Origin of the sequence: Streptomyces sp. LN549 (genome assembly GCF_043203805.1) — a bacterium.
Lineage (GTDB): Bacteria > Actinomycetota > Actinomycetes > Streptomycetales > Streptomycetaceae > Streptomyces.
The window spans coordinates 3,611,087-3,634,722 of the sequence record NZ_JAZHRI010000002.1 but is presented as its reverse complement, the minus strand read 5'-3'; the positions used below and the strand labels follow the sequence as shown (position 1 = coordinate 3,634,722).

The following is a 23,636-nucleotide window of genomic DNA, read 5'->3' as shown; positions in this document are numbered from 1 at the left end:
TCCCATATTTTCGCAAAAGAGCGCGATGAGACCACTGGGCAGTTGTGGCAGACCCGCTCTTGCGAACGCTTCGCAACAAGGCCCTATCATTGAGAGGTTCATGACCCCGCGCAGCAATGCAGGAACGCAGGAAGCGGAGCCGCCCCCATGCATGTACCCGACGGATTCATCAACGCGCCCGTCTCCGCCGTCGCCGGAGTCGTGGCCGCCGGAGCCGTGGCGGTCAGCCTGAAGGGGGCCCGCCGCGAACTGGACGAGCGCACCGCGCCGCTGGCCGGACTGGTCTCCGCCTTCATCTTCGCCGTGCAGATGCTGAACTTCCCGGTCGCCGCCGGCACCAGCGGCCATCTGCTGGGCGGGGCGCTGGCCGCGATCCTGGTCGGGCCGTACACCGGGATCCTCTGCATATCCGTCGTCCTGCTGATGCAGGGCATCCTCTTCGCCGACGGCGGGCTCACCGCGCTCGGCGTGAACATCCTCGACATGGGCGTCGTGACCACCGTCGTCGCGTACGCGCTGTTCCGCGGCCTCGTGAGCGTGCTGCCGCGCACCCGCCGTTCCATGACCGCCGCGTCCTTCGTCGCCGCGCTGGTCTCCGTACCGGCCGCCGCCGCCGCCTTCACGCTGATGTACTGGATCGGTGGCACCACCGACATCCCGATCGGCAAGGTCTTCACCGCGATGGTCGGGGTCCACGTCCTGATCGGCATCGGTGAGGCCGCGATCACCGCGCTGACCGTCGGCGCCGTCATCGCCGTCCGCCCCGACCTGGTCCACGGCGCCCGCGGCCTCACCGCCCCGCTCAAGCTCCGCATCGACGGCGAACTCGTCGACGCCCCCGCTCCCGCCCGTGAGCCCGCCGTCGCCCACCGCTCCACCAAGGGCCTGTGGGCCACCGGCCTGGTCACCGCCCTCGTCCTGGCCGGCTTCGTCTCCTTCTACGCCTCCGCGAACCCGGACGGCCTGGAGAAGGTCGCCACCGACCAGGGCATCGACAAGGAGGCCAAGGACCACGCCGCCAAGGACTCCCCGCTCGCCGACTACGGCGTCAGGGACGTCTCCGACGCCCGGCTCTCCGGCGGACTCGCCGGCATCATCGGCGTCGGGGCCACCCTCGTCGTCGGCAGCGGCGCCTTCTACGTCGTCAGCCGCCGCCGTACGAAGGACGAGCCCGCGGGCAGCGACTCACGCACCGGCGAGAAGGTCTGATGGGCGCCGGGCACGCCCACAAGCTCTACCGGCACGGGCACTCGCCGGTCCACGACCTGCCGCCGCACTGCAAGCTCGCCGCGGTCTTCGCCTTCGTCGTGGTCGTCGTCACCACGCCGCGCGAGGCGGTGTGGGCCTTCGGGCTGTACGCGCTGCTGATCGCGGGCGCCACCGCCGTGGCCCGCATCCCGGCCGCCTTCCTCCTCAAGCGGCTGCTGATCGAGGTGCCGTTCGTCGCGTTCGCCCTGCTCATGCCGTTCGTCGTACCCGGCGAGCAGACACACGTCCTCGGCCTCTCCGTCAGCGTCCCCGGACTCTGGGGCGCCTGGAACGTCCTCGCCAAGGGCACCCTCGGCGTCGCCGCCTCCGTGCTCCTGGCCTCCACCACCGAGCTGCGCTCCCTGCTGCTCGGCCTCCAGCGCCTGAAGCTGCCGCCGCTGCTCGTCCAGATCGCCTCCTTCATGATCCGGTACGGCGACGTGATCACCGACGAGATGCGCCGGATGTCCATCGCCCGCCGCTCGCGCGGGTTCGAGGCGCGCGGGATACGGCAGTGGGGTGTCCTGGGCAAGTCGGCGGGCGCCCTGTTCATCCGCTCGTACGAGCGCGGCGAACGCGTCCACCTCGCGATGGTCAGCCGCGGCTACACCGGCTCCATGCCGGTCATCGACGAGGTGACGGCCTCGCGCACCCAGTGGGCGTACGCCTCGGCACTCCCCCTGCTCGCCCTCGTCGTGTGTCTGCTGGGATGGACCATATGAGTCAGCCGCACGCCGCCCCTTCCGTACCGCCCTCCCTGGAGGTCAGCGGTCTCGCCTACGCCTACCCCGACGGCCACCAGGCGCTCTTCGGCGTCGACCTGACCGTCGCCCGCGGCGAGCGGGTCGCCCTGCTCGGCCCGAACGGGGCCGGCAAGACCACCCTCGTCCTCCACCTCAACGGCATCCTCGACGCGGGCGCCGGCACCGTCCACGTCGCCGGACTCCCGGTCGCCAAGCACAACCTCGCCGAGATCCGCCGCCGCGTCGGCATCGTCTTCCAGGACCCCGACGACCAGCTCTTCATGCCCACCGTCCGCGAGGACGTCGCCTTCGGGCCCGCAGCCGGCGGGCTGCGCGGCGCGGAACTGGAGGAGCGCGTCACCGACGCGCTCAAGCAGGTCGGCATGGAGGAGTACGCGAACCGGCCGCCGCACCACCTGTCCTTCGGCCAGCGCCGCCGCGTCGCCGTCGCCACGGTCCTCGCCATGCGCCCGGAGATCCTCGTCCTGGACGAGCCCTCCTCCAACCTGGACCCGGCCTCCCGCCGCGAACTCGCCGACATCCTGCGGTCCTTGGACGTCACCGTGCTGATGGTGACGCACGACCTGCCGTACGCCCTGGAGCTCTGCGGCCGCGCGGTCGTCCTCAGCGAAGGCGTCATCGCCGCCGACGACCGCACCCAGGACCTCCTGTGCGACGAGGAACTCATGCGGACCCACCGCCTGGAGCTCCCCTTCGGGTTCGATCCGCGTTCCGTGACGGTGAACATCGGGTGACCCGCCCCACCTTCTACCTGCGGCGCAATGCACCATGGGGGGATGAGCGGGAGCGCAGGAGCAGGCGTGGACGTACGGGGCACGGCAGCGCCCGGATTCGAACCGGTCCGGGATGCTTTCATCCGTAACTTCGAGCAGCGCGGTGACCGCGGGGCAGCGGTCACCGTCTACCGGCACGGTCAGAAGGTCGTCGACCTGTGGGCCGGCACCAGAGACGTCGACGGCGTCGAACCGTGGGCCGTCGACACCGTGCAGATCGTCCGCTCGGCCGGCAAGGGCATCGCCGCCGCCGTCCCGCTGCTGCTGCACCAGCGCGGCCAGATCGACCTGCACGCCCCGGTCGGCACGTACTGGCCGGAGTTCAAGGCGAACGGCAAGGAACGCGTCCTCGTCCGCCATCTCCTCGCCCACCGGGCCGGGATCGTGGCCCTGGACCGGCCACTGACGCCCGATGAGGCGGCCGACGGGATGAGCGGGCCGCAGGCGGTCGCCGCCCAGCGCCCCCAGTGGGAGCCCGGCACCGACCACGGCTACCACGCGCAGACCTACAGCTGGCTCGTCGGCGAACTGGTGCGGCGCGTCACCGGGCGGACCATAGGCCGCTGGGTCGCCGAGGAGATCGCCCGCCCGCTCGGCCTGGACTTCTGGTTCGGGATCCCGGCGGACGAGGCGCACAGGGCGGGCCGGATCGGCCAGGTCGAGGCGCCCGCCGGGGACGGCACGGGTGCGCTGCGGATGCGCCCCAAGCGCTCGGTCGTCGACGCCTACCGCGACCCGGACTCGCTGACCCGCCGGGCGTTCGGCGCCATCGACCCGTTCCCCGACGAGAACGCGCCCGGCTACCGGGCCGCCGAACTCCCCGCGTCCAACGGCATCGCCACCGCCCGCGGCCTGGCCCGGTGCTACGCCGCGATGATCGGCCCGGTCGACGGCCACCGGCTGTTCGCCCCGGCCACCCTCACCCTGGCCCGCACCGAGGAGTCGGCGGGCCCGGACCGGGTCCTGGTCGTCTCCACCCGCTTCGGCCTCGGCTACATGCTGCACGGACCGGCGGCCCCGCTGCTCGCCCCGGGCTCCTTCGGCCACCCGGGCCGGGGCGGTTCACTGGGCTTCGCCGACCCCGAATCCGGCATCGCCTTCGGCTATGTGACGAACGGTCTGCAGAAGGGAGTCACGGCCGACCCCCGTGCCCAGGCGCTGGTGCGCGCAGTACGGTCGGTCCTATGACCCCTGAGATCCCCGAGACGACTTCGACCCCTGAAGGCTCTGAGACCCCGGCCGGCCCTGCGGTCCCCGAGACTTCCGCCATTCCCGAGACGTTCGAGACCTCCGGGCTCTCCGCGGCCGCCGCCGCCTCGGTGGCCCCCGAGCTCTTCGCGAACCCCGCGGCCGCCGGTGCGCTCGCGCGCTTCGACGGATACGGGGCTCTCGTCACCGGGGCGGGCCGGGGCATCGGCGCCGCCATCGCTCGCAGACTCGCTGCCGAGGGCGCCTGGGTCCTGGTCACCGACCTGGACGAGGGCCGGGCGGCGCAGGTGGCGACGGAGATCCGGGAGCACGGCGGCACGGCCGATTCGCTGGCCTGCGACGTGGCCGACCGGGCAGCTGTCGAGGCGGCGGTGGCCCACGCCGTCTCGGTGTTCGGCGGGCTCGACGTGCTGGTCAACAACGCCTACGCGTGCACGCCGGACGCCGCGCTCTTCGAGGACGAGCCGGACGAGGTCTGGCAGCGCGACCTGGACATCACCCTCTCCGGCGCCTACCGGTGCGCACGCGCCGCGCTGCCGCACCTCGCCGCGTCCGGCCGGGGAGCGATCGTGAGCATCGGCTCGGTCAACGGGGTGCAGGACTTCGGCAACCACGCCTACAGCGCCGCCAAGGCGGGCCTGGCCAGCCTCACCCGTACCCTCGCGGGTCACGCCGGGCCGCGCGGGGTGCGCGTCAACCTGGTCACCCCTGGCACGATCCGCACCGACGCCTGGGCGGGCCGCGAAGCCGAACTGGCCAAGGTGAGCGGCCTCTATCCGCTCGGCAGGGTGGGCGAAGCGGACGACATCGCGGCAGCCGTCGCCTTCCTCGCCTCGCGCGACGCGGCCTGGGTCACCGGCACGACGCTGTGCGTGGACGGCGGGCTGACCGCGGTGAACACGGGCTTCCGGCAGGCACTCGCGCAGGAGTAGGGCCTGTCCGGCGGGGCCGGCACACACGGCGCCGGCCCCCCGGGTGCAGTCCCGGGAGGCCGGCCGCGGGCGTACCCGTCCCCTCAGGCGGGTACGCCCAGGTGCCGCTCCTGCCGTGTGATGACGGCCGCGTACCACCCCGGCCAGGTACCCGCGGAGAGCGCCGGCCTGCCGAGCACGCCGAAGAGCGACGCGACACCGTGACAGGTGAAGAGCAGTCCGACGACGATCCGGAACAGACTGAGTACGTAGGGCTGGGTCTGCCCGAGGCGCGTGACCATCAAGAGTGCCCGCCTTTCTGTCAGTTGTAGACGCCGAACTCGTACAGCGAGTAGCCGTAACCGGAGCCGCGGGCTGTGCCGTTGATCCGCACGTAGCGGCCGGTGCCGTTGACGTCGATGTCGTCGATGTCGCCGTTGCCGTCGGTCACCGACTTCACCGTCTTCCAGTTCTGGCCGTCGTCGGACGTCTGGATGTCGTACGCCTTGCCGTACGCCGGGTCCCAGGCGAGCTGGACGTGCTTGAACGTCGTCGAGGCGCCGAGGTCGACCTGGAGCCACTGCGGGTCGCTCCAGTCACTGGCCCAGCGGGTGTCGAACCTTCCGTCCACCGCATTGGCCGCACCGCACGGGCAGCCGCCCGTCGGGTCGGTCTGGAAGGTGGACGCCGTGGCGGTCTTGCCCTGGGAGACGTTCGTCCCGTCCACCTTCGGGGGGACGACCTTCACGGACGTGGTCTCGATGCCCACGTTGCCCTTGCCGTCCGTGGCCTTCACGTAGGCCTTGTAGACGCCCGTCCTGCCGGGTGCCTTGGCGGTCAGGGTGCCGTCGCCGTTGTCCTTGGTCCCGGCGGGGACCAGTGCCTTGTTCTGGTCGATGTAGTTGCTGCTGAAGAGGACCTGGTAGGTGATCGCGTCGCCGTCCGGGTCACTGGTGCGGGTGCTGATCTTCACGTCGCTGCCGGTGGGGACGCCGGTGGTGGCGCCCTCGACCGCCATGCCGGTGATCACCGGAGGAGTGTTGTCGCCCGAGGTGTCGGCTCCGTAGGCCTTCTTCACGGCGTAGTACGAGAGCCGCTTCTCACCGCCGGGCAGCAGGTTGAACCAGACGCCGCCGAAGTCGTCCTCGACGCCGTAGTGGAACATCGTGGCGCCGAGCGCCACACCGGTGTGACCGGTGATGCAGCCCCACGCCTTGGTGTAGCCCTCGCCCTTGGCGACATCGGTGGGCTCGGCCGGGACGCCGTTCGCGTCGTCGTCGACCTCCCACTCCCCGGCCGGGCCCGTCTCGGTGACGATGTAGGGCTTGTCGTAACCGCCCTTCTCCCAGTCGGACTTGATGTTGCACACCGCGTTGTAGGCGTTGACCGCGTACAGGTCGAGGTCGGGGGCGTTCTTCTTGTAGTACGGCCAGGCACCGGTCCAGGCGTCGGTCGAGGTCACCGGGTGGTTGGGGTCGACCGCGTGGATCTTCTTCGCGATGTCGTTGACGAAGGTGGTGTACGCGTTGCGCTGGGCCTCCAGTTCGTCACCGCCGTAACAGTTCTGCAGGCCGAGCGTGGACTCGTTGCCGACGTTCCACATCAGCACGCCGGGGTTGTCCTTGTAGGTGTCGACCCACTTGGGGAACTCGGCGAGCATGTTGTTCTTGTACTCGGTGTCCGTCAGGTAGTTCACGCAGCCGCCGCTGCCGGGGCCGCCGCCGGGCTGGAGCCAGAAACCGGCGATCACCTTGATGCCGTTGGCCGCCGCCGTGTCGAAGAGCGGCTTGCTGGAGGCGTCGGTGCCCCAGGTGCGGATGGTGTTGACGCCCATGGACCTCACGTCGGGCATGTACTTTTCCGCGTCGGCGACCGAGGGGCCCCAGGTGAGGCCCTTGACCGTATACGGCGAACCGTCCACGGTCAGCTGCCAGTCGCCCTGCGAACCGGTGACCTTCACGACGTTGCCGGCCGCCTGGGCGGCGGGCGCCTGGACGGCGAGCAGACCGCCGCCGAGCAGGGCCGCCGCCGCGAGCGGCGCCACGAGGCGTTTGGCCCGGCGAGTGGGGGGATGGTGCATGTCATGCTCCTTGCGGGTGGGGAGGTTGACGGACGCGATCTTGGAGAGCGCTCTCCAAGATGGCCCGAAAAAGGGCCCCGCGTCCGGTGGGGGGTGGGGCGTGCGGACTACGGCAGTTCGTAGTTCCCGTCGAGCACGGCGCCGGCCCCGGGGTGGTTCTCGTCGTATCCGTGCGGGTCGCACTGCAGGCCGCCCTTGACGCAGTGGGTGACCATCGCGTCGAGCGTGGCGGCGTCCCAGCCGTTCATGAAGTCGTAGTGGAAGGTGTACCCGGCGCCGCTCGCCAGCCTCACCTTCGACATGTCACCGTTGACCGGCCAGGCCATCTTGAACTCGATCATCGGCAGTGCGACGGGGTGGTCGGCCGGGCAGGAGTTGTAGTTGGCGCCCCCCGCGACCGGGTACGCCATGTGGCTCTTGTGGTCGGGCGTGTCCAGATGGATGCCGTCCCAGCAACTGGGTGCCTGGAGCCGCAGGTTGAGCTGGACGTCCTGACGGTCGGGGCAGGTCGCCGGGAAGTCGTAGTTCTTGAAGCTGTCGCCGCACTCCCAGCCCTCGACGGTGCCCTTGAGGTTCTTGAACTCGTCCTGCGTCTGCATCGGGCTGCCGACGACGTACCGCAGCCCGCGCGGGAAGGGCCGCACGCTGGTGTAGTCGGTGACGCCCGACTTGTAGTAGATGGTCTGGACGCCTTCGGGGAGGACCTTCTGGTCCCCGTTGAACAGGCTCGGCATCCAGTACCCGGACTTGTCGCCAGGGGCCAGGCAGGTGGTGTCACCCGCCTCCAGCGAGGCGGTGGTGGTGTCGGCGTTCGTGGTGGTGTTGCCCATGAACGTGTGGTCGTGCGACTTGCCGGGCTGCCCCGGGTAGACGATCGGGTCGTCCGGAGCGGTGTGCGTCGGGGCGCACTTGGCCTGGAACTCGTGGAAGTACGCCGCCGGCGGGACCGCCGTCGAGGGGGTGACCCCGGTGACCGGAGGGTCGGCCATGATGTAGCCGTCGCCGTCCGGGTCGTCACCCGAGGCCTTGGTGGACGCGGGCATGCCGGGCATCCCGGGCATGGAGTACGCGGCGTTGTGTGCGGCGTGCGTGCCCGTCGCTGCGGCCGGCGCCTCGGGGGAAGCGTTCGCTGTCGCCGCGATCCCGGCGACCCCTGCCGTGGTCAGGGTCAGCGAGGTGAACAAGAGCAGTCCGGTGAGGGTTCTCGACCTCCGTGGCATGGAGACCTCCTGCTGCGTCGTGGGGGCGTGCATGGAGTTGGGAGAGCGCTCTCCCAACTCGGAGTGTTCCGCTCCTGACAAGAGCGTGTCAATAGTTGGTGAACGACGCCCGCTCCGGGCGGAGTTGGCGGAACGGGGCGGGCCGGCGGCGGAGTTGCCCGGTGACCTGCGAGGAGGTCCATGAGGTGCTCAACTCGCGTGCGGCATGCACCTGTTGCCGGTGGATTGCGGCCGGCCGTCGGTGAGTTGGGGCTGAACTCCTGGACCGGAAGGCGCTGCGCTCCAGACGGGAGGCATCGGGCTGGGACGTGCCCATCCGTGTCGCGACCTCGGCCTGGGTCAGGCCGGCCCGCTCCCGCAGCTCGGCGAGCCTCATGCGTCACTTGGCTCGGCCGGATCAAATGTGTCGACCTCTGGTTCATCCGGTCCAGTTGCAGTGCCAACTCGAATGCCGTGGCCCCGTCCGTCGAATGGCTGGTGATTTGAGTCGGTGATCGTCAGGCGGTTCGCCCGGCTCGCAGTGCTGCCATGGCAGGCCATGCCGTATGCCGAGGCGAGGCGCGCACCGGTCGGAAACGGGCCCCGACCGCCGATCGGTCGCGGCGGAGGTCTGCCGGGGAACTGCCGGCGCAGGCCCCTGGAGCCGTTCCGAAATCCGGTGGATTCGCCGCGGAGGGCGAGGAACAATCCGGCGGGGAACTGTGGCGAGGGAGAGCTTGTTTGGACGTGTTCGCGTGTGCCGGGTGCGGCACGGACCTGACGGCACCGATGCTTCGGGTAGCCCTCCCCGACCACACCCACCACGGAGCGTGGGAGGAACTCCATCCTCCGCTGATGGGGTCCGCCACGTATGCCGTCGACCCCCTGCCGACTGGACCGCCCTGGCGGTTGTGGGAGGAGGTCGGAGAGGATGCGGCTGCTCGGCAGGGCGTGTACGCCCAGGTGTACTCCGTCTCTTTCGGCGCGCGGAACAGGATCGTCATCGCCCCCGGCGACTCCCGGTCCATGACCCTGATCCCCGAGAAGTGCGAGGGCTACTGCCGGGGCGTGGACGGCCGAGCCGGTCCCAACCTGGCGTGCGAGGGCTGCGGGCGGGCCGTGGCGACCCGCATGGACGACTGCGGGATGTGGCAGACGGTGTGGCTGGAGCCCGACGCGGTCGCACGCCGCTCCTCGGGGCTCCAGGCCGGTCCGCCTCCCGACTGGCACGACGTGGAGCGCGCCGAGCACCGCGTCCCGCCCGTCGAACCCGACGGGTCGTGGAGCCGCCGCTGGGAGGCGGCGGTCGGAGTCGCACTGGCCCACCTTCTGGCGGTCACCGAGAACAGCCCGGTGGCCCTCCCCGCCGGCCCTGTCGCCGACCTGCTCGGCGACGCCGTCGGCCGGTACCTCCGTGCCGGACCCGATACCCGGACCGTGGGGCTGGCCGGCCCCGGGATCGGCACGCCACGGCCCCGCCCCGACGTTCTCCTCGTCCCCCGCCACCCCCTCACGGGCGCCCCTTGGCGTCCGCCCGGCGACGAGGAAGCTGTGGTGCCGCTGGACAGCGGGGTCTGGGCGTACCTTGCCCACCCGGGCGAGACCTCGCCGATGCCGGCGACCGGAGGGCTCCCGGAGGGCGTCCTGCGCGACGACTACCCCCTGCCGCCACGCCCCTGGTGCGCGCTGACGCCCCACCGCCACGCCTTCGACCACGCCCTGGTCAGGCTGCCCGCAGTACGTGGTCCCCGACTGAGCAGGTACCGCGCTGGTTACGGCCGCTGACTTGAGGCGGAAGCGCCTTGGCGGATCCTCTGCCTCGGTCTGGTTGCGACGGGGAGGGGCGGTACGGCCGTCGGCCGGATTCGGAATCCGTCGATGCCGGTCACGTTGCAGAACGGGCCGGCGAACCGCGAGATGCGGCGGCGCCGGCCGCCCTCAACTCGTATGCAGCATCAGCCCGATGCCCACCACCATCAGCCCCGCCGCCGCGATCCGCGGGGCGCCGAACCGTTCCTTGAAGAACACCGTCCCGATCGCCGCGCCCACGATGATCGACGACTCTCGCAGCGCCGCGACCGGGGCGAGTGCCGCGCGGGTCTGGGCCCAGAGGACGAGGCCGTACGCCGTCACCGACAGGGCCGCGCCGAGCAGGCCGCGTACCGCGTAGGGGCGGAGCTGGGAGGGCAGGGCGGAGCGGCGGCGGTGGAGGGCGTACAGCGGGATGGCGAGGCCCTCCAGGATCATCAGCCAGGCGATGTAGCCGAGCGAGCTGCCGGAGGCGCGTACGCCGACGCCGTCCACCGTCGTGTACCCGGCGATGGCGAGGCCGGTCGCCAGAGCGGCCAGGATCGCGGGCCAGTGGGGGCGCTTGCCGGAGCCGCGGATGCCCCAGAGGGCCAGCCCGACCAGCCCCGCCGAGGCCACCGCGACCCCCGCCGTGGCCCAGCCGTCCGGGCGCTCGCCCACGAAGACGGCGGCCAGGACGGTGACCACCAGTGGGGCCGTGCCGCGTGCGATCGGGTACATCTGGCCGAAGTCGCCCAGTGTGAACGACCGCATCAGCAGCAGCATGTACGCCACGTGCAGGACTGCGGAGACGATCAGGTACGGCCAGGCCTCCGCGGCCGGGAACGGGACGAAGAGGGCGGCGGCCGCGCCGATCAGCAGTCCGCCCCCGGAGATCAGGGTGAAGGACAGCAACTGGTCCTTGATCGCATGGGCGATGGCGTTCCAGCCGGCGTGTGTGAAGGCGGCTGTCAGGACGGCTATGGCGACGAGCGGTGTCACCTGGTCTGCTCGCGTACGTCCACCACCGTGCCGCCGGCGTGTTCGATCAGCGTCCGGGGTGCGAGCGGGAAGACCGTGTACGGGGTGCCGGCCGCCGCCCACACCGTCTCGTGGGCGAGCAGCCCGCGGTCGGCCAGTACCCGCGTCCTGGTGCGGTGCCCGAAGGGCGGCACACCGCCGATCGCGTAACCGGTGGCCTCCCGGACCACGTCAGCGCCCGGCCGCCGCACCTTCGACGCCCCCAACTCCTGCCGTACGAGCTCCACATCGACGCGCGAGGAGCCGTCCATCAGGACCAGTACCGGCACCCCGTCGGCCTCGAAGATCAGCGACTTGACGATCTCGCCGAGCTCGCAGCCGAGGGCGGTCGCGGCCTCGGCCGCGGTCCGGGTGGCCTCCGGGAAGCGGCGGATCTCGACGTCGAGTCCGAGCTCGCGCAGGGCCTCCGCGAACCGGGGGTGGGCGGCGGAGGTGTCGTTGCCCGTCAGGGCATGGGCGTCTGAAGTACTCATGCCCTGCACGCTATCGGCCGTGGTCCGGGACGTGCGATCGGGTTGACCGGATGGCACGACAGGGGCTTCTGCCGCAGGTGCGGCAGAAGCCCCGGGGCGCAGGCGGCTTCTCTTCGTCACCGCCCCGCGCGCAGGACCGCGGCGACGACCGGACCGGCCGCGTCCCCGCCGTGGCCGCCGGACTGGACGACCGCTGCTGCCGCGAGGTCGTCGCTGAACCCGGTGAACCAGCTGTTGGACACCCCCTGCCCGTCCACCTCTGCCGAGCCGGTCTTGGCCCCCTTGTCGCCGCGGACCGAGGACATGGCCACCTTGCCGGTGCCCCAGGAGGCGGTGGCCCGCATCATGTTGGTCAGCTGTCCGGTGACGTTCGGCGACAGGGAACGTGAAGCGGTGACGAGCTGACGGCCGTCCAGATCGCTCGGTACGAGGACCGGCTGGCGGAAGGTACCGGTGCGGGCCGTCGCGGTGATCGACGCCATGTTGAGCGCGTTCATCGTCACCGTGCCCTGGCCGATGTACTGGGCCGCCGCCTCGCCACCGGTCGCCTCGGGCACGCTGCCGTCGACGGAGGTGACACCGGTCTTCCAGACCAGTCCGATCCCGAAGACGTCCCGGGCCTCCTTGGCGAGCGCCGCATCGTCCTTCGTGTTGTCGATCAGCTTGATGAAGGCCGTGTTGCAGGACTGGGCGAAGCTGGACGTGAACGTGTCCGTGTCCGGGAGCGAGAAGTACTTCAGGTTGTGGAACGTGGTTCCTTGGTAGAGCACTTCCTTGGGGCACTCGACGGGGCTGTTCGCGGAGGCGAGCCCCTTCTCGATGAGCATCGCGGCGGTCACGATCTTCATGGTGGAGCCCGGCGCCTGTGTGCCCTGCATCGCTGCGTTGAAGCCGGTCGCCGGGTTGTTGGCCACCGCGCGGATCTCGCCGGTGGACGGCTTCACCGCAACCACCGACGCCCCGCTGAACTGCTTGACCGCAGTCTCGGCCGCCGCCTGGGCCTTCGCGTCCAGGGTGGTCGGCACCCTGCCCGGCTTCCCCTTGACCAGGGTCAGCAGGCTCTTGTCCACACCATCGGCGTTCGCGCTGTTGATCCAGGTCTCGATGCCGACGGTGCCGCCGGCCTTCGCGCTGTACTTCTTGCGCAGCTCGTCCAGAATGCCGCCCAGCGACGGGTACTTCTCCTTGCTGAGCACGTTGCCGTTGCGGTCGACCGCCTCGATCGACGCGGTCTCCGACTCGCCGGTCTCCAGCGACTCACCCTTGTCCAGTTCCGGGTGGATGACGGAGGGGAACCAGTCGACGAGCGGGCGGCCCGTGGTCAGGCCGCGCACCACCGTCAGCTCGGAGGCGTACGACCAGGGCTTCGTCTTCCCGTCGTAGGAGACGGTCGCCTTGACCGTGTACGGCACCTTCGAACCGGTCGCCGGGCCCGCGGTGATCACGGCCTTGGTGACGTGGGCCGATTCGCTGTAGCCGATCAGTGCCGGCTCGGCCTCGTCCTTGTTGTTGGTGAGCTCGGCCGCGGTGGCCGAATCGCCCTTGGCCCATGCGGCGAGGAACTTCTTGGACGTCTCGGCGATCTCGTCCTTCGTGACCGGACCCGTCTTCACCTCGGCCGAGGTGGCCTTGCTGTCCGAGCCGCCCCCGACGCCGCTGTCGCCGAGCCCGTCCAGGACGTTGTAGGCCCCGTAGCCCACCACGCCGACCACGCCCGCGAACACTCCGCCGACCACGGCGACCTTCACTCCACTGCGCATCCCTGCAGTCCCCTCCCCAGGAGGCCCCCTTGAACATGTTCAAGGGGGCTGTTCCCGGCACGCTACGGGACTGCTGTGACGGCGGAGCCGGTTGTTATCGGAATGCGATCCGGATCGGCGTGAACAGGCCGGTCAAATCCAGGTATCCAGCCACATACGATCCCGCCAGGAATCCTCCGGAATCGGGGTTCCGGTATACAGCGGCCAGAAGTAAATGAAATTCCAGACGATCAGGAGGACCAGTACGCCGGCCGCTACGGCCCCCAGTGTCCGGCGTCGTTCACCCGAGGGATCGCTCTTTGTCAGACCCAGTTCGTGTTTCGCCCCGGTGCCCGCCGCCGGGCCCAGCATCGCGCCGATCATCATCGCCACCGCGAGGCAGAGGAAGGGTACGAACACGACCGCGTAGAAAAGGAAAATGGTGCGTTCCTGGTACAGGAACCACGGCACCCACCCCGCCGCCACCCCGCAGGCGATCGCTCCCGCCCGCCAGTCGCGGCGGAAGAACCAGCGCCACAGCACATACAGCAGGGCGAAGCAGGCGGCCCACCACAGCAGCGGCGTGCCGATCGCCAGGACCTCGCGGGCGCACTTGCCGGTCGATGATTCGGTGCAGCCGTTCTGCTCCTCGTAGAAGTACGAGACGGGCCGGCCCAGCACGATCCAGCTCCACGGATTGGACTGGTAGGTGTGCCCGGACGTCAGGTTCACATGGAACTCGTAGACCTGGTTCTCGTAGTGCCACAGGCTGCGCAGCCAGTCCGGCAGCCAGGTCCAGCTGCCGCCCTTGCCGTCGGTCGCCGCCCAGTCCCGGTAGTAGCCGTGCCGCTCCGGGTCGTTGTGGATGATCCAGCCGGTCCAGGAGGCGATGTACGTGAGGACCGCGACCGGCACCGTGGAGACGAACGCCGGCACCAGGTCCCGCTTCAGCACGGCCTTGTACGGCTGCACCGCGCCCGCGGTCCTTCGCGCTCCCACGTCCCACAGGACCGTCATCAGGCCGAACGCGACCATGATGTACAGCCCGTTCCACTTGGTGGCGAAGGCCAGCCCCAGCGAGATCCCGGCCGCGATCCGCCACGGACGCCAGCCGAGCCGCAGCCCCTCCGCGACCCCGGCGTCCGGCCGCAGCACGCCCTCCTCGTCCACCGGCAGCGCGGCCGCCAGCCGGCGTCTCGCCCAGTCCCGGTCGATCAGCAGACAGCCGAACGAGGCCAGCACGAAGAACATCAGCACCAGGTCGAGCAGCGCGGTGCGGCTCATCACGAAGTGCAGACCGTCCACCGCGAGCAGCCCGCCCGCCAGACATCCCAGGAACGTCGAGCGGAACAGCCTGCGGCCGATCCGGCACAGCATCAGCACCGACAGCGTGCCGAGCACGGCGACCATGAACCGCCAGCCGAACGGCGTGAATCCGAAGATCTGCTCACCGATGCCGATGATCCACTTGCCGACCGGCGGGTGCACCACGTAGCCCGGATCGGTCGGGACCGGCACCTGCGACGGATCGTTGAGGATCAGCTTGTCGACGTCCTTGGGCCAGGCCCCTTCGTACCCCTGCTTGATGAGCGCCCAGGAGTCCTTGGCGTAGTACGTCTCATCGAATATCACCGCGTGCGGGCTGCCCAGGTTCCAGAACCGCAGCACCCCGGCGACCGCCGCCACCAGCAGCGGACCGCCCCACGCCGACCAGCGCACCAGCCGGTCCGCGAGCAGCGGGGGGATTCCGAGCACCGCCCACAACTGGCCCCCGGGGCGGGTGTACGGCGGAACCAGCCGCTCGCGCAGCCCGATACCGGGGCGCGGGGAATGGCCGAAGCGGCGCAGCCGCTGCTGCCAGGAAGTCGGCTCCGGGCCATGGTGTTCCCCGGCGTCTTGGCCCTGCCGGGCTTCGGGCGCAGTACTCGTCACCGCGCCATCGTAGGGAACGCATCTGTGCGAGTCCTGTCGCCCGTGCTGGGAGGATGGACGTTGTGACTGGAACGACTGGAACGCTGGTACTCGCAGGGACCCCCATCGGCGACGTGGCGGACGCCCCGCCACGCCTCGCCGCCGAACTGGAGACGGCCGATGTCGTCGCCGCCGAGGACACCCGCCGGCTGCGCCGGCTGACCCAGGCGCTGGGCATCCACACCACGGGGCGTGTCGTCTCCTACTTCGAGGGCAACGAGTCCGCCCGTACGCCCGAGCTCGTCGAGGCGCTGATGGGCGGCGCCCGGGTGCTGCTGGTCACGGACGCGGGGATGCCGTCCGTCTCCGACCCCGGCTACCGGCTGGTCGCCGCGGCCGTGGAGAAGGACATCAAGGTCACCGCGGTGCCGGGCCCGTCGGCGGTGCTCACCGCGCTCGCGCTGTCCGCGCTGCCGGTGGACCGGTTCTGCTTCGAGGGCTTCCTGCCGCGCAAGGCCGGTGAGCGCCTCGGCAAGCTCCGCGAGGTCGCCGACGAGCGCCGCACCATGGTCTTCTTCGAGGCCCCGCACCGGCTCGACGACACCCTCGCCGCGATGGCCGAGGTCTTCGGCGCCGACCGGCGGGCCGCGGTGTGCCGCGAGCTGACCAAGACGTACGAGGAAGTGAAGCGCGGTCCGCTGGGCGAGCTCGCCGTCTGGGCGGCCGAGGGTGTACGAGGCGAGATCACCGTCGTCGTCGAGGGCGCGGCCGACTCCGGAGCCGAGGAACTGGACGCCGAGGAGCTGGTGCGCAGGGTGCAGGTGCGCGAGGAGGCGGGGGAGCGGCGCAAGGAGGCGATCGCCGCTGTCGCGGCGGCGGCGGGGCTGCCCAAGCGCGAGGTGTTCGACGCGGTCGTCGCAGCAAAGAATGCGGCTCGGACCGGCCCAGCGGACGGCAAAGGACTATCGTGAAAGGCAAAGCGCGAGCCGCGTTCCGGCCCCTTTTGCCACGAGAAGGCCAAAACCGCTCCAACACTCGACAGGGCCCGGTGCGCTCCCGCCGGTAAAGGCGTCCACTGGATCCAGGACGCATTCTCCGGAGTGCTTGTCCGGCGGACAAGAGGAGCAGGCATGAGCGAGATCGCAGCAACCACCGTGCACGAGGCGTATGCCTTCGCCTGCATGAGGTGCGGATACGGCTGGGAACAGGCCTACGAAATAGAGCACCACGTCGACACCTCGAACCACGCATTCGTGGTCTACAAGGCGGACGGCGAACGTGTGCCGTCCCCGCTCTCCACACCGACCTGCACGAACTGCGGCGGGCATGTCGTGCGGATCATGCGGGCCGGCCGGGTGTCCACGGTGCAGCAACTGCTCCAGAACCGCCCGTCGGCGGCCGAGGCCGAGGTGCGGGAGCCCGTGGCCGCCACCGCCGCCCCCGCGCGCGACCACCACTGGCACCTCTCCGACCTGCTGCACCCCTTCCACCGCAAGTGAGGTTCCCGGCCGCGGTCCTCGTACGATCGTGGCCATGAGCCGTACCGAAGCCCCGCCGCTGCCCGAGCCCCTCCGGGTGCCGGTCGCCGATTCGCACACCCACCTGGACATGCAGGACGGCACCGTCGAGGAGGGCCTGGCCAGGGCCGCCGCGGTGAACGTGACGACCGTGATCCAGGTGGGCTGCGACGTGAAGGGCTCGCGCTGGGCCGCCGAGACCGCGGCCGCGCACCCGAGCGTGTACGCGGCAGTGGCGCTGCACCCCAACGAGGCGCCGCGGATCGTGCACGGGGATCCGGACGGCTGGTCACGGCAGGGCGCGCGCGAGGGGGGCGGGAGTGCCGCGCTCCACGAGGCACTCGCCGAGATCGACGCGCTGGCCGCGCTCGACCACGTACGCGGTGTCGGCGAGACGGGGCTCGACCACTTCCGGACCGGACCCGAGGGCATGGCCGCCCAGGAGGAGTCCTTCCGGGCCCACATCGAGATCGCCAAACGGCACGGCAAGGCGCTCGTCATCCACGATCGCGAGGCGCACGCCGATGTGCTGCGCATCCTGGCCGACGCGGGCGCCCCCGAGCGGACCGTCTTCCACTGCTACTCCGGCGACGCAGACATGGCCCGGATCTGCGCGGACGCGGGGTACTTCATGTCCTTCGCGGGCAACATGACGTTCAAGAACGCCCAGCCGCTGCGCGACGCGCTCGCCGTCGCGCCCGTGGAACTGGTCCTGGTCGAGACGGACGCACCCTTCCTCACCCCCGCCCCGTACCGCGGACGGCCTAACGCGCCGTATCTGATTCCGGTCACGCTGCGCGCCATGGCCGAGGTCAGGGGCGTCGACGAGGACACCCTGGCGTCGGCGATCGCCGACAACACGGCTCGTGCGTTCGACTACTGACGCGGGATCCACGACGCTGGGTAGTCGCGCCGCTTTGGAGAGTGACGCGGGCTCCGCTATTGTCCCGGGCGCCAACGACCGCAGATGAGGTCGCAAGAGTGAGCCGGCCGGTACGGATCTTCTGGAGCGAGCGTCGTGAGCAATTCGCAGGGCAGCCACCGTGCAGCACGCGGCAGGGGGCGTACGGCGGTCGCCGGGACGCGTGGGCCCGTCACCGTCGTCGTGCCGGGCCCGTCCCCCGTACCGCCGCACGAGGAGCTCACGCTCGCCGCGTGGCCGCGGCACACGCCGACCGTCGTCGACATGCCGACGGGGCGGACCGTCGCCGCGCTCGGCAGCCCGTCCCGTACCGCACAGGCTCCCACCGTCACCGCTCTCACCGTGCCGGCCCCCGGCGACAGGCCCGGGGCGCGGCGGGGTGCCCGTCGGCGCCGGGTGTCCGTCCGTCCCGAGCGGCTGCGCCGCCTGGTCCCGCGGGCCCTGGTGGTCGCCTTCCTGGCGGGCGGGACGACCGTGTTCGTCGCCGAGGACAAGGCGGTGACGCTGGACGTCGACGGGGAGCCCCGCACCCTGCACACCTTCGCGGACGACGTGGGCGGACTCCTCGCCGAACAGGGCATCGACGCGGACGGCGGCCCGGCCGTGTCCCCGGCCCCCGGCACCCGCCTCGCCGACGGTGACGTGATCACCGTCGGCGGCCCGCGCCCTGTGACGCTCACGCTCGACGGGGTGCGGCGCAGGGTCTGGACCTACGAACCCACCGTCGGCGCCGCCCTGCGCCGGCTGGGCGTGCGGGCCGAGGGCGCCTACCTCTCCGTCTCCCGGTCCGCGCCGATCGGGCGCACCGGACTGACCCTGGACGTGCGCACCGAGCGCACCGTCACCGTGATGGCCGACGGCCGCGAACACACGGTCCGCACCACCGCCGCCACGGTGCGCGAGGCCGTCGCCCGGGCCGGTGTCGTCCTGCACGGCGAGGACACCACGTCCGTGGCCCAGGACAGCTTCCCGCGCGAGGGCCAGACCGTCTCGGTGCTCCGGATCACCACCACCCGGGTGGTACGCGAGGAGCTGCTGCCGTACGCCGTGGAACGGTCCGGGGACGGGACGCTCCCCGCCGGCACGGAGCGGGTCGAACGGGAGGGGCGGGACGGTTCGCGACGCGTCATGTACGCCCTGCGGACCGTCAACGGCGTCCGGCAGAAGCCCCGGGTGCTGGCCACCGAGGTCGTACGGGAACCCGTCAGCCGGGTCGTGAAGGCCGGCACGGGCCCGCGCACGGCCGGGACGGCCGGCTAGGGCCTTTCGTTTGGATCATGCCGGGCTCGCGGGGTCCGGCACGCGCATCTGCCGCGTTGTCGTCGGTCGCCGATGCTCCGCAGTGGCTCCCTCCTCCGCCTTGCAGCTGCACGCACCGGACCCCGCTCCCTGATCCGGCCTGTTCCAAACGAAAGGCCCTGGCGACAGCCCGTACGCTTAACAGGTGAGCACCACAGAGCCCGACGCCCTCCTGGGCCCCGCAGACATCCGCGAGCTGGCCGCGACGCTGGGCGTACGCCCCACCAAGCAGCGCGGGCAGAACTTCGTCATCGACGCCAACACGGTCCGCCGGATCGTGCGCACCGCGGAGGTCCGCCCGGACGATGTGGTGGTCGAGGTCGGGCCCGGTCTGGGCTCGCTGACCCTGGCGCTGCTGGAGGCGGCCGACCGGGTCGTGGCCGTCGAGATCGACGACGTGCTGGCGGGCGCCCTGCCGGCCACCGTCGCCGCCCGGATGCCGGAGCGCGCCGACCGGTTCACCCTCGTCCACTCGGACGCGATGCTCGTACGGGAGCTGCCGGGCCCGCCGCCGACCGCACTGGTCGCCAACCTTCCGTACAACGTCGCGGTGCCCGTGCTGCTCACCATGCTCGACCGTTTCCCGAGCATCGAGCGGACCCTGGTCATGGTGCAGGCCGAGGTCGCCGACCGGCTGGCCGCCAGGCCGGGCAACAAGGTCTACGGAGTGCCGTCGGTGAAGGCCAACTGGTACACCGACGTCAAGCGCGCCGGCTCCATCGGCCGCAAGGTGTTCTGGCCCGCGCCCAACGTCGACTCGGGCCTGGTGTCGCTGGTGCGCCGCACCGAGCCCGTCGCGACCACGGCGAGCAAGGCCGAGGTCTTCGCGGTCGTCGACGCAGCCTTCGCCCAGCGCCGCAAGACGCTGCGGGCGGCCCTGTCCGGCTGGGCCGGCTCCGCGCCCGCCGCCGAGGCGGCCCTGGTCGCGGCGGGCATCTCGCCGCAGGCCCGCGGCGAGGCCCTCACGGTCGAGGAGTTCGCCGCCATCGCCGAGAACAAGCCGGAGCTGTCCGCATGAGCGCGAGCGTCACCGTCCGGGTACCCGCCAAGGTCAACGTCCAGCTCGCGGTCGGCGCCGCGCGCCCCGACGGCTTCCACGACCTGGCCAACGTCTTCCTCGCCGTCGGCCTGTACGACGACGTCACCGTCACCCCGGCCGACGGGCTGCGCGTCACCTGCTCGGGTCCGGACGCCGCCCAGGTACCGCTGGACGCCTCCAACCTCGCCGCCCGGGCCGCGACCGCGCTGGCCGAGCGGCACGGCATCGCGCCCGATGTGCACATCCACATCGCCAAGGACATCCCCGTCGCCGGCGGAATGGCGGGCGGCAGCGCGGACGCGGCCGGCGCCCTGCTGGCGTGCGACGCGCTCTGGTCCACCGGCGCCACCCGCGAGGAGCTCCTCGCCCTCTGCGCCGAGCTGGGGAGCGACGTGCCGTTCAGCCTGGTCGGCGGGGCGGCCCTCGGGGTCGGCCGCGGCGAGCAGCTGACCCCCGTCGAGGTCGGCGGCACCTTCCACTGGGTCTTCGCGGTCGCCGACGGCGGCCTCTCCACCCCGGCCGTCTACCGCGAGTTCGACCGGCTCACGGCCGGCACACAGGTGCCCGAGCCCGCCGCGTCCGCCGCGCTCATGGCCGCGCTGCGGGCCGGTGACCCGGTCGCGCTCGCCGCGGCCCTCGGCAACGACCTCCAGGCCCCCGCGCTGTCGCTGCGGCCCTCACTGGCCGGCACGCTGGCGGCGGGCACCGCCGCGGGCGCACTGGCCGCCCTGGTCTCGGGCTCCGGGCCGACCACCGCGTTCCTGACCGAGGACGAGGCGTCGGCCCGCAAGGTGGCCGACGCGCTGACCGCCTCGGGGACCTGCCGCACCGCCCGGATCGCGGTGTCCCCGGCGCCGGGCGCCACACTCCGCTGACGGCGAGGCCCGGCCGGGTCTCCGGCCGGGCCTCGTGTGCCTCGTGGACGTGCGGCCCCGCTCAGCGCGGCTCCGCTCAGCCGAGCCGCACGCTCCGCTTCGCCAGCTCGAACGCCGGCAGCATGCCCTCGTGCTCCTGCGCGTCCAGCCCGCCCAGGTGCACCACGACCGGTCCGTCCGGGGTGGCGACGGCGAAGGCCCGGTTCGGGCGCGACTCGTCCAGGAGCTCGCTGTGGATGGTGTAGCGGGCCTCGGTCACGGACAGCTTCCCGACCGTGGTCTGCGTGTACGTGATCTTCGAGGCGTTCTCGTCGGCCTTCACGAAGCCCTCCAGCGTCTGGCGCGCCGTGCTCCCCTTGCCCTCGCCCTGCCATACCCGCAGGAACCCGATGTGCTTCGCCGGCTTCCCGTCGATCTCGCACACCATCGTGACCGGGCCCTGTTCGCCGAGCTCGGCGAACTCCGAGTCCGCCTCCATGGGAGCCACGGCCTTCGCCTTCCAGTGCTGCTCCAGGTCGAAGACGACCGGCAGCTCGCATCCGGAACCGGGGCCCCCGACCGAGCCGCCCTTGGCCGCGGTCTTGTCGCCCGCTCCGTGCGCGGCCGCCCCGCCGCCCGGCTTGGTGTCCGCCTTCGCACCCTCGCCGGACCCCGACGAGCAGCCGGTCAGCGCGACAGCTGCCAGCAGGACGGGCGCCAGCCCGCGAACCGTACGTCGTCTCATGAAGTTCCCCACCCCGGTGAGATCCGGGAACCGGCCCGGACCTTGATCAATTCGGGCAAGGTACCGCACAGAGGTGTACGGGAGAACGCCGTTTCCCGGCCCCGTCCCGCACGGGTGAGCGGGCGCTCGTACGGAGGCCGGTGCCGTGGCGACTACGCTGAAGGTCAGTGTTCTCCTTCGAGCTGGAGCGTTTGTGGCCGTCAACCTCGTCAATGTCGAGCAGGTCAGCAAGGTGTACGGCACCCGTGCACTGCTCGACGGTGTGTCCCTCGGTGTGTCCGAGGGGGACCGGATCGGTGTCGTCGGGCGTAACGGAGACGGCAAGACGACCCTCATCCGGATGCTCGCCAAGCTGGAGGCGGCGGACACCGGACGCGTCACCCACAACGGCGGACTGCGTCTCGGCGTCCTGACCCAGCACGATTCGCTGGACCCGAAGGCCACGATCCGCCACGAGGTCATCGGTGATCTCGCCGATCACGAGTGGGCGGGCAGTGCCAAGATCCGCGACGTGCTGACCGGGCTCTTCGGCGGTCTCGAACTGGCCGGCTTCGAGCAGGGCCTGGACACCGTCATCGCCCCGCTCTCCGGTGGTGAGCGCCGCCGGATCGCGCTGGCCAAGCTGCTCATCGCCGAACAGGACCTGATCGTCCTCGACGAGCCGACCAACCACCTCGACGTCGAGGGCATCTCCTGGCTGGCCGGACATCTGCGCGCCCGCCGCTCCGCACTGGTCTGCGTCACCCACGACCGGTGGTTCCTCGACCAGGTCTGCACCCGCATGTGGGACGTCCAGCGCGGCACGGTCCACGAGTACGAGGGCGGCTACAGCGACTACGTCTTCGCCCGTGCCGAACGGGAGCGGATCGCCGCCACCGAAGAGGGCAAGCGGCAGAACCTGATGCGCAAGGAGCTGGCCTGGCTGCGGCGCGGCGCCCCCGCCCGTACCTCCAAGCCCCGCTACCGCATCGAGGCGGCCAACGAGCTGATCGCCGACGTGCCGCCGCCCCGCGACACCAGCGCGCTGATGAAGTTCGCCAACGCCAGGCTCGGCAAGACCGTCTTCGAGCTGGAGGACGTGACCGTCCAGGCCGGCCCCAAGACGCTGCTCACCCACCTCACCTGGCAGCTCGGCCCCGGCGACCGGATCGGCCTGGTCGGGGTCAACGGCGCGGGCAAGACCTCGCTGCTGCGGGCGCTGGAGCAGGCGGCCCGCAGCCAGGGCGAGGCGCAGCCCGCCGACGGGAAGATCGTCGTCGGCAAGACCGTGAAGCTGGCCTACCTCTCCCAGGAGGTGGCGGAGCTCAACCCGAACCTCCGGGTGCTGGAGGCCGTGCAGCAGGTGCGCGACCGGGTCGACCTCGGCAAGGGCCGGGAGATGACCGCGGGCCAGCTCTGCGAGCAGTTCGGCTTCTCGAAGGAGAAGCAGTGGACCCCGGTCGGCGACCTGTCGGGCGGTGAGCGCCGCAGGCTGCAGATCCTGCGGCTGCTGATGGACGAGCCGAACGTCCTCTTCCTCGACGAGCCCACCAACGACCTCGACATCGAGACCCTGACCCAGCTGGAGGACCTCCTCGACGGCTGGCCCGGGTCGATGATCGTGATCTCCCACGACCGGTTCTTCATCGAGCGGACCACGGACAAGGTGCTGGCGCTCCTCGGCGACAAGTCGCTGCGGATGCTGCCGCGCGGCATCGACGAGTACCTGGAGCGCAGGCTGCAGATGGCCGGGAGCGCCGCGCCCGCCGCCGCACCCGCCGCGGCCTCCCGGGCCGCCGCCCCGGCACCGGGCGTCTCGCCGCAGGAGGCACGCGCGGCCAAGAAGGAACTCCAGAAGGTCGAGCGCCAGCTCGACAAGATGTCGACCCGCGAGACGACGCTGCACGCCCAGATCGCCGACAACGCCACGGACTTCGAGAAGGTCGCGAAGCTCGACGCCGAACTGCGGGAACTGGTCGCGGAGCGCGATGTGCTGGAGATGCGCTGGCTGGAACTGGCCGAGGAGGCCTGACCGGCCGCTGAGTTGCCTTGCTGCGTGGCTGGTACAACTGTCGTGACCGGTGTGGCCGATGAGGCCTGTGGTGCGGGTGGTAGAAAGAAGCCCTGCCCGGATTCGTAGCCGGA

The 23,636-nt window shown here is 71.2% G+C and carries 21 protein-coding genes and 1 pseudogene; 13 read left to right on the top strand and 9 right to left on the bottom strand.

Annotated features, from left to right (window positions below; all coding sequences use genetic code 11):
* The first annotated feature begins 147 nt into the window (after nt 1–147).
* The 5 genes from SH922_RS16255 (at nt 148) to SH922_RS16235 (ending at nt 4,926) form a co-directional block, all read left to right on the top strand.
* A complete protein-coding gene (locus SH922_RS16255; protein WP_393058674.1) occupies nt 148–1,209 on the top strand; it encodes an energy-coupling factor ABC transporter permease in 1,062 nt (353 codons plus the stop codon).
* On the top strand, nt 1,209–1,970 hold the full coding sequence (gene cbiQ, locus SH922_RS16250) for a cobalt ECF transporter T component CbiQ (RefSeq protein ID WP_393058673.1): 762 nt from the start codon (nt 1,209–1,211) through the stop codon (nt 1,968–1,970). The genes SH922_RS16255 and cbiQ overlap by 1 nt, the downstream gene beginning before the upstream one ends.
* The gene (locus SH922_RS16245) at nt 1,967–2,746 is read left to right on the top strand and encodes an energy-coupling factor ABC transporter ATP-binding protein (RefSeq protein ID WP_393058672.1); all 780 of its coding nucleotides are present in this window, start codon (nt 1,967–1,969) and stop codon (nt 2,744–2,746) included. Before cbiQ ends, SH922_RS16245 begins: the two co-directional genes overlap by 4 nt.
* 66 nt (nt 2,747–2,812) lie before the next feature.
* Nucleotides 2,813–3,973, top strand: a complete 1,161-nt coding sequence (locus SH922_RS16240; protein WP_393063584.1) for a serine hydrolase domain-containing protein — start codon at nt 2,813–2,815, stop codon at nt 3,971–3,973.
* The gene (locus tag SH922_RS16235) at nt 3,970–4,926 is read left to right on the top strand and encodes an SDR family NAD(P)-dependent oxidoreductase (RefSeq protein ID WP_393058671.1); all 957 of its coding nucleotides are present in this window, start codon (nt 3,970–3,972) and stop codon (nt 4,924–4,926) included. The genes SH922_RS16240 and SH922_RS16235 overlap by 4 nt, the downstream gene beginning before the upstream one ends.
* Nucleotides 4,927–5,045: 119 nt before the next feature.
* Here the strand turns inward: SH922_RS16235 and SH922_RS16230 are convergent.
* The 4 genes and pseudogenes from SH922_RS16230 to SH922_RS16215 form a co-directional block, all read right to left on the bottom strand.
* A pseudogene (locus tag SH922_RS16230) lies at nt 5,046–5,207 on the bottom strand (DoxX family protein); the annotation flags it as partial.
* A 20-nt stretch (nt 5,208–5,227) separates the two neighbouring features.
* Nucleotides 5,228–6,985: a discoidin domain-containing protein gene (locus SH922_RS16225; protein WP_393058670.1), complete on the bottom strand. Its 1,758-nt coding sequence runs from the start codon at nt 6,983–6,985 to the stop codon at nt 5,228–5,230.
* A gap of 107 nt (nt 6,986–7,092) precedes the next feature.
* Entirely contained in the window at nt 7,093–8,205 is a 1,113-nt protein-coding gene (locus SH922_RS16220; RefSeq protein WP_393058669.1) for a DUF1996 domain-containing protein, read from the bottom strand.
* A gap of 88 nt (nt 8,206–8,293) precedes the next feature.
* Entirely contained in the window at nt 8,294–8,581 is a 288-nt protein-coding gene (locus SH922_RS16215) for a helix-turn-helix domain-containing protein (RefSeq protein WP_393058668.1), read from the bottom strand.
* A 458-nt stretch (nt 8,582–9,039) separates the two neighbouring features.
* Here SH922_RS16215 and SH922_RS16210 point away from each other — a divergent pair, with 458 nt between their 5' ends.
* Nucleotides 9,040–9,969 (top strand): hypothetical protein, encoded by a 930-nt coding sequence (locus tag SH922_RS16210; RefSeq protein ID WP_393058667.1) that lies wholly within the window; start codon nt 9,040–9,042, stop codon nt 9,967–9,969.
* Nucleotides 9,970–10,122: 153 nt separating this feature from the next.
* Here the strand turns inward: SH922_RS16210 and SH922_RS16205 are convergent, their stop codons facing one another.
* The 4 genes from SH922_RS16205 to SH922_RS16190 all read right to left on the bottom strand — a co-directional run bounded on the left by SH922_RS16205 (nt 10,123) and on the right by SH922_RS16190 (nt 15,157).
* Entirely contained in the window at nt 10,123–10,974 is an 852-nt protein-coding gene (locus SH922_RS16205) for an EamA family transporter (protein WP_393058666.1), read from the bottom strand.
* Nucleotides 10,971–11,486, bottom strand: a complete 516-nt coding sequence (locus SH922_RS16200) for a YbaK/EbsC family protein (protein WP_393058665.1) — start codon at nt 11,484–11,486, stop codon at nt 10,971–10,973. Before SH922_RS16200 ends, SH922_RS16205 begins: the two co-directional genes overlap by 4 nt.
* A 116-nt stretch (nt 11,487–11,602) precedes the next feature.
* Complete coding sequence (locus SH922_RS16195; RefSeq protein WP_393058664.1) at nt 11,603–13,246, bottom strand: penicillin-binding transpeptidase domain-containing protein; 1,644 nt, start codon at nt 13,244–13,246, stop codon at nt 11,603–11,605.
* Between the two features lie 132 nt (nt 13,247–13,378).
* The gene (locus tag SH922_RS16190; RefSeq protein ID WP_393058663.1) at nt 13,379–15,157 is read right to left on the bottom strand and encodes a dolichyl-phosphate-mannose--protein mannosyltransferase; all 1,779 of its coding nucleotides are present in this window, start codon (nt 15,155–15,157) and stop codon (nt 13,379–13,381) included.
* A gap of 53 nt (nt 15,158–15,210) precedes the next feature.
* Here SH922_RS16190 and rsmI point away from each other — a divergent pair, with 53 nt between their 5' ends.
* The 6 genes from rsmI to SH922_RS16160 all read left to right on the top strand — a co-directional run bounded on the left by rsmI (nt 15,211) and on the right by SH922_RS16160 (nt 20,788).
* Entirely contained in the window at nt 15,211–16,107 is an 897-nt protein-coding gene (rsmI, locus tag SH922_RS16185) for a 16S rRNA (cytidine(1402)-2'-O)-methyltransferase (RefSeq protein WP_393058662.1), read from the top strand.
* 159 nt (nt 16,108–16,266) lie between these two features.
* Nucleotides 16,267–16,635, top strand: coding sequence for a hypothetical protein (locus SH922_RS16180; RefSeq protein WP_393058661.1), 369 nt, complete (start codon nt 16,267–16,269; stop codon nt 16,633–16,635).
* A gap of 34 nt (nt 16,636–16,669) precedes the next feature.
* The gene (locus SH922_RS16175; RefSeq protein ID WP_393058660.1) at nt 16,670–17,536 is read left to right on the top strand and encodes a TatD family hydrolase; all 867 of its coding nucleotides are present in this window, start codon (nt 16,670–16,672) and stop codon (nt 17,534–17,536) included.
* A 135-nt stretch (nt 17,537–17,671) separates the two neighbouring features.
* On the top strand, nt 17,672–18,835 hold the full coding sequence (locus SH922_RS16170) for a ubiquitin-like domain-containing protein (RefSeq protein WP_393058659.1): 1,164 nt from the start codon (nt 17,672–17,674) through the stop codon (nt 18,833–18,835).
* A 184-nt stretch (nt 18,836–19,019) separates the two neighbouring features.
* Complete coding sequence (rsmA, locus tag SH922_RS16165; RefSeq protein WP_393058658.1) at nt 19,020–19,892, top strand: 16S rRNA (adenine(1518)-N(6)/adenine(1519)-N(6))-dimethyltransferase RsmA; 873 nt, start codon at nt 19,020–19,022, stop codon at nt 19,890–19,892.
* Nucleotides 19,889–20,788 (top strand): 4-(cytidine 5'-diphospho)-2-C-methyl-D-erythritol kinase, encoded by a 900-nt coding sequence (locus SH922_RS16160; protein WP_393058657.1) that lies wholly within the window; start codon nt 19,889–19,891, stop codon nt 20,786–20,788. The genes rsmA and SH922_RS16160 overlap by 4 nt, the downstream gene beginning before the upstream one ends.
* A 76-nt stretch (nt 20,789–20,864) precedes the next feature.
* Here SH922_RS16160 and SH922_RS16155 read toward each other — a convergent pair whose 3' ends face one another.
* On the bottom strand, nt 20,865–21,512 hold the full coding sequence (locus SH922_RS16155) for a lipoprotein (RefSeq protein ID WP_393058656.1): 648 nt from the start codon (nt 21,510–21,512) through the stop codon (nt 20,865–20,867).
* 193 nt (nt 21,513–21,705) lie between these two features.
* On the opposite strand from SH922_RS16155, the gene SH922_RS16150 reads away from it, so the two are divergent.
* Nucleotides 21,706–23,523 (top strand): ABC-F family ATP-binding cassette domain-containing protein, encoded by a 1,818-nt coding sequence (locus SH922_RS16150; RefSeq protein WP_393058655.1) that lies wholly within the window; start codon nt 21,706–21,708, stop codon nt 23,521–23,523.
* Nucleotides 23,524–23,636: the final 113 nt, after the last annotated feature.